This window comes from Pseudonocardia nantongensis (assembly GCF_046546495.1).
Taxonomy (GTDB): Bacteria; Actinomycetota; Actinomycetes; order Mycobacteriales; family Pseudonocardiaceae; genus Pseudonocardia; species Pseudonocardia nantongensis.
The window spans coordinates 399,023-412,534 of record NZ_JBKGXT010000001.1; the positions used below are offsets into that span (position 1 = coordinate 399,023).

At 75.2% G+C, this 13,512-nt stretch carries 12 protein-coding genes and 1 pseudogene; 12 read left to right on the top strand and 1 reads right to left on the bottom strand.

The genetic code is table 11. The features are described from left to right. Window positions 1-83 precede the first annotated feature (83 nt). The 9 genes and pseudogenes from def to ACLFMI_RS01780 all read left to right on the top strand — a co-directional run bounded on the left by def (window position 84) and on the right by ACLFMI_RS01780 (window position 8,495). Window positions 84-632, top strand: coding sequence for a peptide deformylase (gene def / locus ACLFMI_RS01740; protein ID WP_410945902.1), 549 nt, complete (start codon window positions 84-86; stop codon window positions 630-632). Further along, on the top strand, window positions 629-1,561 hold the full coding sequence (locus tag ACLFMI_RS01745) for a methionyl-tRNA formyltransferase (protein ID WP_410945903.1): 933 nt from the start codon (window positions 629-631) through the stop codon (window positions 1,559-1,561). The genes def and ACLFMI_RS01745 overlap by 4 nt, the downstream gene beginning before the upstream one ends. A 481-nt stretch (window positions 1,562-2,042) precedes the next feature. Further along, window positions 2,043-3,494: pseudogene (locus ACLFMI_RS01750) on the top strand (RsmB/NOP family class I SAM-dependent RNA methyltransferase); the annotation flags it as partial. Between the two features lie 99 nt (window positions 3,495-3,593). Continuing rightward, complete coding sequence (rpe, locus tag ACLFMI_RS01755) at window positions 3,594-4,289, top strand: ribulose-phosphate 3-epimerase (protein WP_410945943.1); 696 nt, start codon at window positions 3,594-3,596, stop codon at window positions 4,287-4,289. Between the two features lie 58 nt (window positions 4,290-4,347). Next, entirely contained in the window at window positions 4,348-5,373 is a 1,026-nt protein-coding gene (gene ribD / locus ACLFMI_RS01760; protein ID WP_410945944.1) for a bifunctional diaminohydroxyphosphoribosylaminopyrimidine deaminase/5-amino-6-(5-phosphoribosylamino)uracil reductase RibD, read from the top strand. Window positions 5,374-5,394: 21 nt separating this feature from the next. After that, window positions 5,395-6,027, top strand: coding sequence for a riboflavin synthase (locus ACLFMI_RS01765; protein ID WP_410945945.1), 633 nt, complete (start codon window positions 5,395-5,397; stop codon window positions 6,025-6,027). Window positions 6,028-6,104: 77 nt separating this feature from the next. Next, window positions 6,105-7,373, top strand: coding sequence for a bifunctional 3,4-dihydroxy-2-butanone-4-phosphate synthase/GTP cyclohydrolase II (locus ACLFMI_RS01770; protein ID WP_410945946.1), 1,269 nt, complete (start codon window positions 6,105-6,107; stop codon window positions 7,371-7,373). Window positions 7,374-7,464: 91 nt separating this feature from the next. Further along, entirely contained in the window at window positions 7,465-7,953 is a 489-nt protein-coding gene (gene ribH, locus ACLFMI_RS01775; RefSeq protein ID WP_410945904.1) for a 6,7-dimethyl-8-ribityllumazine synthase, read from the top strand. A 137-nt stretch (window positions 7,954-8,090) separates the two neighbouring features. Next, the gene (locus tag ACLFMI_RS01780) at window positions 8,091-8,495 is read left to right on the top strand and encodes a PH domain-containing protein (RefSeq protein WP_410945947.1); all 405 of its coding nucleotides are present in this window, start codon (window positions 8,091-8,093) and stop codon (window positions 8,493-8,495) included. A gap of 43 nt (window positions 8,496-8,538) precedes the next feature. On the opposite strand, the gene ACLFMI_RS01785 is transcribed toward ACLFMI_RS01780, so the two are convergent. Further along, window positions 8,539-9,339 (bottom strand): DUF2786 domain-containing protein, encoded by an 801-nt coding sequence (locus tag ACLFMI_RS01785; RefSeq protein ID WP_410945905.1) that lies wholly within the window; start codon window positions 9,337-9,339, stop codon window positions 8,539-8,541. Between the two features lie 174 nt (window positions 9,340-9,513). Between ACLFMI_RS01785 and uvrC the strand changes: the two genes are divergently transcribed. From uvrC to ACLFMI_RS01800, 3 genes are read left to right on the top strand one after another with little or no spacing between them, the layout of a single operon-like run. After that, window positions 9,514-11,565, top strand: coding sequence for an excinuclease ABC subunit UvrC (gene uvrC / locus ACLFMI_RS01790; protein WP_410945906.1), 2,052 nt, complete (start codon window positions 9,514-9,516; stop codon window positions 11,563-11,565). 11 nt (window positions 11,566-11,576) lie between these two features. Next, complete coding sequence (gene rapZ / locus ACLFMI_RS01795; protein ID WP_410945907.1) at window positions 11,577-12,473, top strand: RNase adapter RapZ; 897 nt, start codon at window positions 11,577-11,579, stop codon at window positions 12,471-12,473. A 14-nt stretch (window positions 12,474-12,487) separates the two neighbouring features. Continuing rightward, window positions 12,488-13,495 carry a gluconeogenesis factor YvcK family protein gene (locus ACLFMI_RS01800; RefSeq protein ID WP_410945948.1) on the top strand — a complete coding sequence of 336 codons (1,008 nt, stop codon included), beginning with the start codon at window positions 12,488-12,490 and terminating at the stop codon, window positions 13,493-13,495. The last annotated feature ends 17 nt before the right edge of the window (window positions 13,496-13,512 follow it).

A 13,512-nucleotide genomic window follows, 5' to 3' on the forward strand; every position in this document is an offset into this window, starting at 1 on the left:
CCGGTCCGGGCCGGTGGCGCGGTGGCACAATGGTGCGCCCCGCCCCGACCGGGGTTCGGCGAACGTCATCTGCGAGGAGACCCGTGCCCATCCAGCCCGTCCGGCTGTTCGGCGACCCCGTGCTCCGCACCCGCGCCACCGAGGTGACCGACTTCGACGCGGAGCTGCGCAAGCTGGTCGCCGATCTCACCGACACCATGCACGACGAGGGCGGTGCCGGCCTGGCCGCGCCGCAGATCGGCGTCGGGGCACGGGTGTTCGTCTACGACTGCGACGGCTTCTCCGGGCACCTGGTCAACCCGGCCTGGGAGGCCGTGGGAGAGGAGGACCAGGTCGGGCCGGAGGGCTGCCTGTCCATCCCCGGGCTCGGCTGGGACTGCCGGCGCAAGCTGCGGGTGGTCGCCCGCGGCTGGGACTCCCACGGCGAGCCGGTCACCGTGGAGGGCTCGGACCTGCTGGCCCGGGCGATCCAGCACGAGACCGACCACCTCGACGGCGTGCTGTTCGTCGACCGGCTGGACGCCGAGACCCGCAAGCAGGCGATGCGCGAGATCCGCGAGGCCGCCTGGTTCGGGGAGCCGGAGCCGGTGGTCAAGGTCAGCCCGCACCCGCTGTTCGGCAAGGCCCGATGAGGCTGCTGTTCGCCGGCACCCCGGATCCGGCGGTGCCGTCGCTGCGCGCGTTGCTGGACTCGCCGCGGCACGAGGTCGTCGCGGTCCTGACCCGGCCGGACGCGCCGTCCGGCCGCGGTCGCCGGCTCACCCGTTCCCCGGTCGGGGCGCTCGCCGACGAGGCCGGCGTGCCGGTGCTGACGCCCGCGAAGCCCTCCGAGCCCGACTTCCTGGCCGCGCTGCACGAGCTCGCGCCGGACTGCGCCCCGGTCGTCGCGTACGGGGCGCTGCTGCCCCGGCCGGTGCTCGACGTGCCCGCGCACGGCTGGGTCAACCTGCACTTCTCGTTGCTGCCCGCGTGGCGCGGTGCGGCCCCCGTGCAGGCCGCGATCCGGCACGGCGACGACGTCACCGGCGCCACCACCTTCCGGCTCGAGGAGGGCATGGACACCGGCCCGACCTACGGCGTCGTGACCGAGTCGATCGGGGCCTGCGACACCGCGGGCGCGTTGCTCGCCCGGCTCGCGGACTCCGGGGCCGCGCTGCTCTCCGCGACCCTGGACGGCATCGAGGACGGCACCGTGCAGGCCGTGCCGCAGCCCGCCGAAGGGGTGTCGACGGCACCGAAGGTCACCCCGGCCGACGCCCGGGTGGACCCCGGCACGCCGGCTGCGGCGCTGGACCGGCTGGTTCGGTCGGTGACCCCGGAGCCCGGGGCGTGGTGCGAGTTCCGTGCGGAACGGCTCGGGCTGGGGCCGGTCCGGCCGCTGCGTACCGGCGAGGTCGAGCTGGCCGCCGGCGAGCTGCGAGTGGAACGTCGCCGGGTGCTGCTCGGCACGGCGACGGTCCCGGTCGAGCTGGGCGAGGTGAAGCCGGTCGGCAAGCGTCTGATTCCGGCGCCGGACTGGGCCCGCGGCGCCCGGATCGAGGCCGGGGAGTACCTGACGTGACCCGGATCGGCGAGCCGGTCGGGCCGGACGACGAGGCGAGCGAAGGCGGCCGGGAGCTACCGGGCCGTGGCGGGTGGACCGCCGAGGAGACGACGTGAGTGAGCAGAACCCCCGCCCGGACGACGAGCGGCGCGGCGCGGGCCGGGACCGCGACGGCGGCTCCGGAGGTCGTCCGCGGGACGGCCGGCACGCCGGTGGCCGCGGGCGCCGGGACGACCGGCCGCGCCGCGACGACCGCTCGGACCACGGCGACCGGCCCAGCCACTCCCGCTCCGGCGGTGACGTCGCCCGCCCGGAGCGCCGCGGCGGTCCGGGTGAGCGCGGTCCCCGCCGCGGCGGCGGGTGGAACGACCGTGCGGACCGTGGCCGGGACGACGAGCGCCCCCGCCGGGACCGCGAGCCGCGCCGGGACGGCGGCCACCGCGACCGGCCACGGGACGGCGACCGGCACGACCGCGGCCCCCGGGGCGGCGACCGCTCCCGGGACCGGCACGCGTCCGCGGGCCCGCGCAACGCCGGCCCGCCGCGCGGCCGGGTCGGCCCTGGCCGGCCCCCGGCGGCCGATCCGCCCCGGCAGGCCGCCTACGACCTGCTGACCGCGGTCCGCGAGCGGGACGCCTACGCCAACCTCGCGCTGCCCGGCATCCTGCGCCGGCACGGGTTGCGGGACCGTGACGCGGCACTGGCGACCGAGCTCGGTTACGGCACGCTGCGCGCCCAGGGTCTGCTCGACGCCGTCATCGACGCCTGCACCGACCGACCGCTCAGCAAGATCGAACACCCGCTGCTGGACGCGCTGCGGCTGGGCGCCTACCAGCTGCTGCGGACCCGCGTCCCGGACCACGCGGCCGTCTCGACCTGCGTCGAGCTCGTCCGGGGCGACCACGGGTCGCAGTCGGCCGGGTTCGTCAACGCCGTGCTGCGCCGGATCGGCGAGCACGACGAGGCGCAGTGGCTGGACCGGCTCGCCCCGGACCCGGCGGAGGACCCGGTCGGCAGCGCCGCGCTGCGGCACGCCCACCCGCGGTGGATCGCGCAGGCGTTCGCCGACGCCCTCGGCGAGACCGGGGACGAGCTGGTCGCCGCGCTGGCGGCCGACGACACCCGCCCGCAGGTGCACCTGCTCGCCCGCCCCGGCGAGATCTCGGCCGAGGAGCTGGCGCTGGCCACTGGCGGCGAGGAGGCACCGTGGTCGCCCTACGGCGTGCACCTGGAGCCGGGCGGCGGCGACGTCGGCGAGCTCGACGCGGTCGCGGAGGGACTCGCCGTCGTGCAGGACGAGGGCAGCCAGCTGGTCGCCACCGCGCTGGCCCGGGCCGAGCTGCTCGGCGAGGACACCGGCCGCTGGCTGGACCTGTGCGCCGGACCGGGCGGCAAGGCGTCGCTGCTGGGCGGGCTGGTCGCGATCGAGGGCGGCACCCTGGACGCCGTCGAGTCCAGCGAGCACCGCGCCGATCTGGTGCGCCGCGCCACCGGCGAGCTCCCGGTGACCGTGCACGTCGCGGACGGCCGGGAGGCCCCGCTGCCCGAGGGCGGGTTCGACCGGGTTCTGGTCGACGCGCCGTGCACCGGACTGGGTGCGCTGCGCCGCAGGCCGGAGGCGCGCTGGCGCCGGCGCCCGGAGGACACCGCTGCGCTGACCCGGCTGCAGCGGGAGCTGCTCGTCGCCGCCCTGCGGTACGTCCGGCCCGGTGGCGTCGTCGCCTACGCCACCTGCTCGCCGCACGTGTCGGAGACCGCGGGCGTGGTCGGCCGTATCGTCGGGCGGGAGGGTCGGCCAGGACCGGCCGGCGCCGTCGAGCAGCTGGACGCGCGCGCCTACCTGCCCCCGGACATGCCCGGGCTCGGCGAGGGCCCGGCCCTGCAGCTGTGGCCGCACCGGCACGGCACCGACGCGATGTACCTGGCCCTGCTGCGCAGACCGCGCGGCTGAACCGCGGCGGCCGTCGCACCCCGGCCGGGTGTGACGGCGCACCCACCCACGGGTGCGGGGCCGCGCAGGTCGGAGAAGTAGCCTGCGCACGTGCACCCGATGATCGCGCCCAGCATCCTGTCGGCCGACTTCGCGCGCCTCGGCGAGGAGGCCGCCGCGGTCGCCCGTGGCGACGCCGACGGCGCCGCGGGCGGTGCGGACTGGCTGCACGTCGACGTCATGGACGCGCACTTCGTGCCGAACCTGACCATCGGCCTGCCGGTGGTGCAGAGCCTGCGCGCGGCCACCGACATCCCGCTCGACTGCCACCTGATGATCGAGGATCCGGACCGCTGGGCCCCCGGTTACGCCGAGGCCGGCGCCCGCAACGTCACCGTGCACGTCGAGGCCGCGCACGACCCGGTGATGCTCGCCCGGAACCTGCGCGCGGCCGGCGCGCTCGCCGGGCTGTCGATCAAGCCGAACACCCCGCTCGACCCGTACGTCGAGCTGCTCGCGCACTACGACACGCTGCTGGTGATGAGCGTCGAGCCCGGCTTCGGCGGTCAGAGCTTCATCCCCGAGGTCCTAGACAAGGTCCGGGCCGCCCGGCGGTCGATCGACACCGGCCACCTGCGACTGCTCGTCGAGATCGACGGCGGGATCAACGCCGACACGATCGAGCAGGCGGCCGAGGCGGGCGTCGACTGCTTCGTCGCCGGCTCCGCCGTCTACGGCGCCGACGACCCCGGCCGTGCGGTCGAGGCGCTGCGCGACTCGGTGCGGCGCACGAACCCGCACCGGTGGTCGTCGTGACCGGACCCGGACGGTGACCGCGCCGGCCGGCCCGGGCCCGGTCACCGCCGAGGAGGCGATGCGCCGGGCGCTGGCCGTGTCGGCGGCCGCGCACGGCCGGACCAGCCCGAACCCCGCCGTCGGCTGCGTGATCCTGGACGCCGGGGGCCGGGTCGTGGGTGTCGGCGCCACCGCACCGCCGGGTGGACCGCACGCCGAGCGGGTGGCGCTGGCCGAGGCGGGAGAGCGTGCCCACGGCGGCACCGCCGTGGTCACCCTGGAGCCGTGCGACCACCACGGCCGCACCGCACCCTGCGTGGACGCCCTGATCGGGGCCGGGATCGCCGTGGTGCACGCCGCGCTGGCCGACCCGAACCCGGTCGCCGCGGGCGGGCGGGAACGGCTGCGCGCCGCCGGCGTCGCGACCAGGCTCGGGGTGCTCGCCGACGAGGTCGCCCGCGGCCCGCTGCGCGGCTGGCTGCACCGCCAGCGCACCGGCCGGCCGCACGTCACCTGGAAGGTCGCCGGCACCCTCGACGGCCGGGTCGCGGCCGCCGACGGCACCAGCCGGTGGATCACCGGTCCGGAGGCGCGCGCCGAGGTGCATGACCTGCGCCGCAGAATGGACGCGATCATCGCGGGCACGGGTACCGTTCTCGCCGACGACCCGGCACTGACCGCCCGCCGTCCGGACGGCTCGCTGCACGAGCACCAGCCGTTGCGCGTGGTGGTCGGGCACCGGGACGTCCCGCCCGGCTCCCGGCTCACCGGCGGGGACGCTGTGCTGCACCTGAGGACCCGTGATCCGGGCGAGGTGATGGACGTGCTCACCGGACGTGACCTGGTGGACGTGCTGCTGGAGGGCGGGCCGACCCTGGCCGGTGCCTTCGTGGCGGCCGGGCTGGTGGACCGGGTGCTGCTGCACCTGGCCCCGGCGCTGCTCGGGGCCGGCCCGCACGCGCTCGGCGCCGCCGGGGTGGGAACGATCGCGGACATCGTGCGGTTGGACGTCGACGAGGTCCGCCGCGTCGGCGCAGACGTGGTGATCGACGCGCGACCGGCGGCCGGGCAGGACGTGCCCGGCGTCGGCGGGAGCGTCTGGTGACGGAAGGGAACGGGGTTGGCGATGTTCACCGGCATCGTGGAGGAGGTCGGCCTGGTGGCCGACGTCCGGCGGGACGACGACGTCGTGGTGCTGACCGTGCGGGCCGATCTGGCCGGCGAGGTACGGCACGGCGAGTCGGTGGCGGTGAACGGTTGCTGCCTGACCGCCGTCGTCGACGGTGAGGACGCGCAACCGCTCACCCTGGAGCTGGTCCCGGAGACGATGAAACGGACCTCGCTGGGGGTGGTCGCCGCCGGCTCGACGGTGAACCTGGAGCGCGCGGTCCCCGCCGACGGCCGGCTCGACGGCCACATCGTGCAGGGCCACGTGGACGGCGTCGGCACCGTGATCTCGCGCACGCCCGGCGAGCGCAGCGAGGAGGTCCGCTTCGGGCTGCCCGCGGAGCTCTCCCGGTACGTGGTGGAGAAGGGGTCGATCTGCGTCGACGGCGTCTCGCTGACGGTCGCCGCCGTGTACCCGGACGGGTTCGGCGTGGCGTTGATCCCGACGACCCTCGCGGACACCACGCTCGGGGCGCGCGGGCCGGGCGACCCGGTCAACCTGGAGGTCGACGTGATCGCCAAGTACGTGGAACGGATGACCGCGGGGTACCTGCAGGGACCCGGGTCCGGACAGGAAGGGGCCGCCCGGTGAGCGAGCCGTCGAACACCCCGGGCAAGACCCCGGACAGCCCGGACGCCGGCAAGCTGCCGGACGGGCCGCACACCGCGATGGGCCCCTCCGAGCGGGCCGACCGGTTCGGGCAGGTCGAGAAGGCGATCGCGGACATGGCCGAGGGCAAGCCGGTCGTGGTGATGGACGACGAGGACCGGGAGAACGAGGGCGACCTCATCTTCGCCGCGGCGAAGGCCACCCCCGAACTGCTCGCCTTCACCGTCCGCTACACCTCCGGCTACATCTGCGTGGCGATCACCGGCGAGGCCTGCGAGCGGCTCGACCTGCCGCCCATGCACCACACCAACCGGGACTCCTTCCGCACCGCGTACACGGTCACCGTGGACGCCAAGGAGGGCATCACCACCGGCATCTCCGGTGCCGACCGGGCGCGCACCATCCAGCTGCTGTCCGACCCGGCGACCGAGCCGGGCGAGCTGGTCCGGCCCGGGCACGTGCTGCCGTTGCAGGCCCGCGACGGCGGCGTGCTGCGCCGTCCCGGTCACACCGAGGCCGCGGTGGACCTGGCCCGGATGGCCGGGCTGCCGTCGGCCGGGGCGCTCTGCGAGATCGTCTCGGAGAAGAACGAGGGCGACATGGCCCGCGGCGACGAGCTGGGCGTGTTCGCCGCCGACCACAACCTGACGCTGATCACCATCGCCGACCTGATCGCCTACCGGCGGCGTTACGAGAAGCACATCGAGCGGATCGCCGCCGCCCGGATCCCGACCGCGCACGGCGAGTTCCTGGCCTACGGCTACGACTCGCTGCTCGACGGTGTCGAGCACATCGCGATGGTGATGGGGGACGTCGCCACCCCGGTCGGTGACGGCGAGAATGTCCTGGTCCGGGTGCACTCTGAATGCCTGACCGGCGACGTGCTGGGCTCGCTGCGCTGCGACTGCGGCCCGCAGCTCGACGCGGCCCTGGAGGCGGTGGCGAACGAGGGCCGCGGTGTCGTGCTCTACATGCGCGGGCACGAGGGCCGGGGGATCGGCCTGCTGCACAAGCTGCAGGCCTACCAGCTCCAGGAGGCGGGCGCGGACACCGTGGACGCCAACCTGGCGATGGGCCTGCCCGCGGACGCCCGCGACTACGGCATCGGCGCGCAGATCCTGGCCGACCTCGGCGTCCACTCGATGCGGCTGCTCACCAACAACCCGGACAAGCGGGCCGGGCTGGAGGGCTATGGCCTGCGGGTCGTGGGGCGGGAGCCGATGCCGGTCCGGCCGACCCCGCAGAACCTGCGTTACCTGCGCACCAAGCGGGACCGGATGGGGCACGACCTGCCCGAACTCGGCGGGATCGCCGACCCGGGCCGCTGACCGGAGCTCGCGTCGTGATCGTTGCGCCGGGCACCGGGTCGGCGGGTACCCCCGTGCTCCCGGACCCGGCCCGGCGGGCGAGAATCGGGACATGAGCGGTGAGGGTCGGCCCGGCGGGGCCACGCAGCTGGATGCCGGCGGCCTGCGGGTGGGTGTGGTCGCGGCCCGGTGGCACGCCGAGATCGTGGACGCGCTGCTGGAACGCGCCGTCGCCACCGCCCGCGACGCCGGTGCCGAGCCGACGGTCGTGCGGGTCCCCGGCACCGTGGAGCTGCCCGTGGTGGCCCAGGAACTGGCCCGCGACCACGACGCGGTGATCGCGCTCGGCGTCGTGGTGCGCGGTGGCACCCCGCACTTCGAGTACGTGTGCGACGCGGTGACCGCCGGCCTGACCCGGGTCGCGCTCGACGAGTCCACCCCGGTCGGCAACGGGGTGCTGACGACCGAGACCGTGCAGCAGGCGGTGGACCGCTCCGGGGTGCCGGGTGCACCGGAGGACAAGGGCGCCGAGGCCTGCCACGCGGCCCTGGAGTCGGCGGTCGTGCTGCGCGACCTGCGCGCCGGGAAGGACGGACGATGACCGACCGCGACGAGACCGCTCCACAGCCCCCCGGCGGGCAGGCCCCCGGCGGGCAGGCCCCCGGCGGGCAGGCCCCCGGCGGGCAGGACCGCGGCGGCCCGGGCCCGGATGCCGTGACACTGCGCCCCCGGGCCCTGATGATCACCGCCTGGGTCAGCGCTGCCGGCATCATGGTGTTCTTCGTGATCGCCGCCTACCTGATGCCGTCCGAGGACACCGGCGTGATCTTCCGGCCGGTCGACCAGGTGGCGATGATGATCATCGGTGGGTTCGTGGCGGGCGGCCTGCTGCTGATGGCCCGGCCGCGGGTGCGTGCCGACGCGAGCGGCATCGAGGTCCGCAACGTGATCACGACCCGGTGGTTCGCCTGGGATGAGGTGCTCGGCGTCTCGTTCCCGGATGGGGCTTCCTCGGCCCGCCTCGAGCTGCCCGACGACGAGTACCACGCCGTGCTCGCCGTGCAGTCCGTCGACCGGGGCCTGGCCGTGCGCGGCGTGCGGACCCTGCGCGAGCTGCACCGCGCCGCCGTGGTCGGGAGCTGACCGGTCGGGAGCGCCGGGAACGGCCGCGGCCCGGCGGGGCGGCTCAGCCGCCGATCGCCGGGGCACGGTCCCGCCCGTTCAGCCGGGTGCCGCCGAGGTCGGCCCGGTCCGCCGCGGCGGCCCCGCGCCGGTAACCCGACCCGGACACCTGCGGGCGCCGCGCCCGGCGCAGGTCCGGGAACTCCGCGGCGTAGGCCCGGTCGACCCGATCACCCCGGTCGGCCAGCACGAGCTCGGCCGAGGTCCCGCCGGCCGTGGCCCGGTCCGACTCGCGCACCGCGACCTCCTCGGCGGCGCGCAACCGCTCGTGCACCCGGGCGGCGAAGCCGTAGAGCCAGGAGCGCCGGTAGGCCGCCACCGACTCGGTCGGGTCGGGTGGGCGGAGGGCGGTCAGCTGGCGTGCCGCCTGCAGCAGCAACGACGTGTACAGCAGCTCCACGCGCTCCCGGTCCGAGCGGTGCCCGAACACGGTCACCGCGGCGACCCGGCCGCCGCGCGCGTCGTGCATCACCCACCGGCAGCGCAGCGCCGACGCCGTCCAGCCGAGCAACCGCGCCTTGCCTGCGCTGTACGGGTCGTCGACGGCGATCCGCACCCCGCCGATCGGATCCGCATCCGGTGGCCCGGACCCGCGCCCGGCCGCCAGCACCGCCTCGTCCACCCCGTGCCGGACCATCAGCTCGACGGCCTTCGCCGTGTAGATCTCGGCCTCGTCCGGTGTCCCGGCCCGCTCGGCCTTGGCCAGCAGCTTGCGGATCCGGTCCAGCCTGGCCTCCGGCACGCCCTCGTCCGGGTGGCTGCCGATGTGGTCGTCGTGTGCGGGGTGGTCGTGCCCGGGGCCCATGGCGGACTCTCCTCGTCGTGCGGCTGTTAGTCGAACTCCTGTTCGACGGGACAAGGTGTACCGGAGAGCACCGACGGTTTCCGTCCCGGGCACGTCCCTACACCCCGGCGGGCCCGTCGGAGGGCCCGGGCCCGCTCCGTGCTGTCGGGGGCCCGCCTTACCCTGGAGTGCACCATGGCCGACCCGAGCACCTACCGTCCGGCGACCGGGACGATCCCGGAGTCGCCGGGGGTCTACCGGTTCTCCGACCCGCGCGGCCGGGTGATCTACGTGGGCAAGGCCAAGAGCCTGCGACAGCGGCTGAACTCCTACTTCGCCGACCTGTCCGGCCTGCACCCGCGCACCCGGCAGATGGTGACCACCGCGTCCCGGGTGGAGTGGACCGTCGTCGGGACCGAGGTCGAGGCGCTCCAGCTCGAGTACAACTGGATCAAGGAGTACGACCCGCGGTTCAACGTCCGGTACCGGGACGACAAGACCTACCCGGTGCTCGCGGCGACGATGAACGAGGAGTACCCGCGGCTGCACGTCTACCGCGGCCCGCGGAAGAAGGGCGCCCGCTACTTCGGCCCGTACGCGCACGCCTGGGCGATCCGGGAGACCCTCGACCTGCTCCTACGGGTGTTCCCGGCGCGCACCTGCTCGGCCGGGGTGTTCAAGCGGCACGGCCAGATCGGCAGGCCCTGCCTGCTCGGCTACATCGACAAGTGCTCCGCGCCGTGCGTCGGCAAGGTCTCCGCCGAGGAGCACCGGGACATCGTCGAGAACTTCTCCGACTTCCTCTCCGGGCGCACCGACCGGATGGTCAAGCACCTGGAACGGCAGATGGCCGAGGCGTCGGAGAACCTCGAGTTCGAACGCGCCGCCCGGATGCGCGACGACCTGGGTGCGCTGCGCCGGGCGATGGAGAAGCAGGCCGTGGTGCTCGGCGACGGCACCGACGCCGACGTCGTCGCGTTCGCCGAGGACGAGCTGGAGGCCGCCGTCCAGGTGTTCCACGTGCGCGGCGGCCGGGTCCGCGGGCAGCGTGGCTGGGTGATCGACAAGGTCGAGCCGACCGACACCGAGCAGCTCGTCGAGCGCTTCGTGTCCCAGTTCTACGGCGAGCAGCACGCCCTGGCCGGCTCCGCCGACGACGCCGTCCAGCCGGTGCCGAAGGAGATCCTGGTCCCGGTGCTGCCCGAGGACAGCGCTCCGCTGGAGCGCTGGCTGGCCGGGCTGCGCGGGTCGAAGGTGGCGCTGCGGGTGCCGCAGCGCGGGGACAAGAAGGCGCTGGCCGACACCGTCGCCCGCAACGCCAAGGAGGCGTTCGCCCAGCACAAGCTGCGCCGGGCCGGGGACCTGACCGCGCGCTCGGCGGCGTTGCAGGAGATCCAGGAGAACCTGGAGCTGGACCAGGCGCCGCTGCGGGTCGAGTGCATCGACGTGAGCCACGTGCAGGGCACGAACGTGGTCGCGTCGCTGGTGGTGTTCGAGGACGGGCTGCCCCGCAAATCCGAGTACCGCCGGTTCGAGATCAGGGACGCGGCGCAGCGCCGGGGGACGGCGGCCGGCGAGGCGGGTGAGCACAGCGACGTGGCCTCGATCGCCGAGGTCGTGCGCCGCCGGTTCAGGCGCTACCTGGCGGAGAACGCCGACGCGGCCGAGCACGGGGGCGTCTCCGGGCCGGTCGAGCAGGGCGGGGACGACGACGCAGGCTCATCCGTCCGTACCGGCATCGACCCGGAGACCGGCCGGCCGAAGAAGTTCGCCTACCCGCCGAACCTGCTCGTCGTCGACGGGGCGAAGCCGCAGGTCGACGCGGCGGCCGCGGAGCTGGCCGACCTCGGCATCACCGACGTGGCGGTGTGCGGGCTGGCGAAGCGGCTGGAGGAGGTCTGGCTCCCGGACGACGAGGACCCGGTCATCCTGTCCCGGACGAGTGAGGGCCTGTACCTCCTCCAGCGGGTCCGGGACGAGGCGCACCGCTTCGCCATCACCTACCACCGGCAGCGTCGTTCGCAGGGCATGACCGCTTCCGCGCTGGACGGGGTCCCGGGCCTCGGCCCGGCCCGCAAGCAGGCGCTGCTCAAGCACTTCGGATCGGTACGCAAGCTGCGGGCCGCCGCGGTGGACGACATCGCGGGCGTGCCGGGATTCGGGCGGCGTACCGCCGAGACGGTCGTCGCCGCCCTGCACGGGGCCGGTAACGGCGCGACGTGGGGCACCGAGGGGGACCAGGGATGACGGGGGCACGCGTGACGGGTCAGGGATCGGCCGGGTCGGGCCCGGGCATCGAGGTCGCGGTGGTCAGCGGCCTGTCCGGGGCGGGGCGCAGCACCGCGGCGAAGGTACTGGAGGACCTCGGCTGGTTCGTGGTCGACAACCTGCCGCCGGAGCTGATCGCGACGATGGTCGAGCTCGGGTCCCGGGCCCGCGGCGACGTCACCCGGATCGCGGTCGTGATGGACGTCCGCAGTCGCGCGTTCACCGACGACCTCGGGGCCGTCATCAAGGACCTCGACAGCCGCGGCTACCGGCCGAAGCTGCTGTTCCTGGAGGCGTCGGACGCGGTGCTGGTGCGCCGGTTCGAGAACAACCGGCGCTCACACCCGCTGCAGGGGGCGGGGAGGATCACCGACGGGCTGAACGCCGAGCGCGAGGTGCTGCGGCCGCTGCGCGAGGACGCCGACCTCCTCGTCGACACCTCGAACCTGTCCGTGCACGACCTGCGGAGCCGGATCGAGGGGTCGTTCGCCCAGGAGAGCGCGAGCGCCGCCACCCGGGTGACGGTCCTGTCGTTCGGCTACAAGTACGGCCTGCCGCTGGACTCCGATCTCGTCGTCGACGTGCGGTTCCTGCCCAACCCGCACTGGATCCCGGAGCTGCGCGAGTACACCGGGCGGGACCACGAGGTCAGTGACTACGTGCTGTCCCAGGAGGGGGCCGAGGAGTTCGTCGACCGCTACCTCGGGCTGCTCGACCTGGTCGGCGCCGGATACCGCCGGGAGGGCAAGCGGTACCTGACCGTCTCGGTCGGCTGTACCGGCGGGAAGCACCGCTCGGTGGCGATCGCCGAGGAGATCGGCCGCTGGCTCGCCGACCGGGACGGTATCCAGGTCAACGTCGAGCACCGCGACGTGGGGCGCGAGTGACTGCTCGCGACGGGCTGCGCGTGGTCGCGCTGGGCGGCGGACACGGCCTGCACTCGACCCTCACCGCGCTGCGACGGTGCCCGTCGGTCGGCGAGATCACGGCCGTGGTGACCGTCGCCGACGACGGCGGGTCGTCGGGCCGGCTGCGCCGCGAGCTCGGCCTGCTCCCGCCCGGCGACCTGCGGATGGCCCTGGCCGCGCTGGCCGCCGACGACGACGACGGCCGGTTCTGGTCCGGTCTGGTGCAGCACCGCTTCGGCGGCAACGGTGCGCTGGCCGGGCACGCCGTCGGGAACCTGCTGCTCGCCGGCCTGCTGGAGCGTGACGGAGACCCGGTGCAGGCCCTGGAGACCGTCGGACGGCTGCTGGGTTGCCCGCAGAACCACGGGCGGGTGTTGCCGATGGCCCGGGTTCCGCTGGAGATCGAGGCCGAGGTGGCGCTGGACGGCGTCGGCGGGACGCACCGGATCCGCGGTCAGGTCGCGGTGGCCGCCACCCCGGGGCGGGTGCGCCGGGTGTGGCTGAGTCCCGAGGAGCCGCCCGCCTGCGACGAGGCCGTGCGCGCCGTGCGCGAGGCCGACGCCGTGCTCCTCGGGCCGGGCTCCTGGTTCACCAGCGTGCTGCCGCACCTGCTGGTGCCCGGGCTGCGGGACGCCCTGCTGGAGACCCGGGCGGCCCGGATCGTGCTGCTCAACCTGGTGCCCGAGCCCGGGGAGACTGCCGGCTTCTCGCCCGAACGGCACCTTGAAGTACTGTCCGGGCACGCCCCCTCCCTGCGGGTGCACGCCGTGCTGGCCGACTCGGGGTCGGTGAGCCTGCCGGACGGCTTGCACGCGGGTGCGGCCGACCTGCTGGTCCCCGGCGGGCGGGTATGGCTCGCCGACGTCGCGGACGGTGGCGCGTCGACCCCCCGGCACGACCCGGACGCGCTGGCGGGGGCTCTGGCGGACGTGTTCGGCGCGCTTGCGCCCGGTGACGGCCGGGGCGGGGCCCGGAATCGGAACAGCGTGGCGGGGTCGTGACCGGACATCGGGGCCCG

Excerpts from the sequence above, each read along its gene's own strand:
- ACLFMI_RS01785 (WP_410945905.1), bottom strand. The coding sequence starts at position 9,339 with ATGGGCCCCGGGCACGACCACCCCGCACACGACGACCACATCGGCAGC.
- ACLFMI_RS01770 (WP_410945946.1), top strand. The coding sequence starts at position 6,105 with ATGGGCCCCTCCGAGCGGGCCGACCGGTTCGGGCAGGTCGAGAAGGCG.
- uvrC (WP_410945906.1), top strand. The coding sequence starts at position 9,514 with ATGGCCGACCCGAGCACCTACCGTCCGGCGACCGGGACGATCCCGGAG.
- ACLFMI_RS01780 (WP_410945947.1), top strand. The coding sequence starts at position 8,091 with ATGATCACCGCCTGGGTCAGCGCTGCCGGCATCATGGTGTTCTTCGTG.
- ribD (WP_410945944.1), top strand. The coding sequence starts at position 4,348 with ATGCGCCGGGCGCTGGCCGTGTCGGCGGCCGCGCACGGCCGGACCAGC.
- ACLFMI_RS01765 (WP_410945945.1), top strand. The coding sequence starts at position 5,395 with ATGTTCACCGGCATCGTGGAGGAGGTCGGCCTGGTGGCCGACGTCCGG.
- ACLFMI_RS01745 (WP_410945903.1), top strand. The coding sequence starts at position 629 with ATGAGGCTGCTGTTCGCCGGCACCCCGGATCCGGCGGTGCCGTCGCTG.
- rpe (WP_410945943.1), top strand. The coding sequence starts at position 3,594 with ATGATCGCGCCCAGCATCCTGTCGGCCGACTTCGCGCGCCTCGGCGAG.
- ribH (WP_410945904.1), top strand. The coding sequence starts at position 7,465 with ATGAGCGGTGAGGGTCGGCCCGGCGGGGCCACGCAGCTGGATGCCGGC.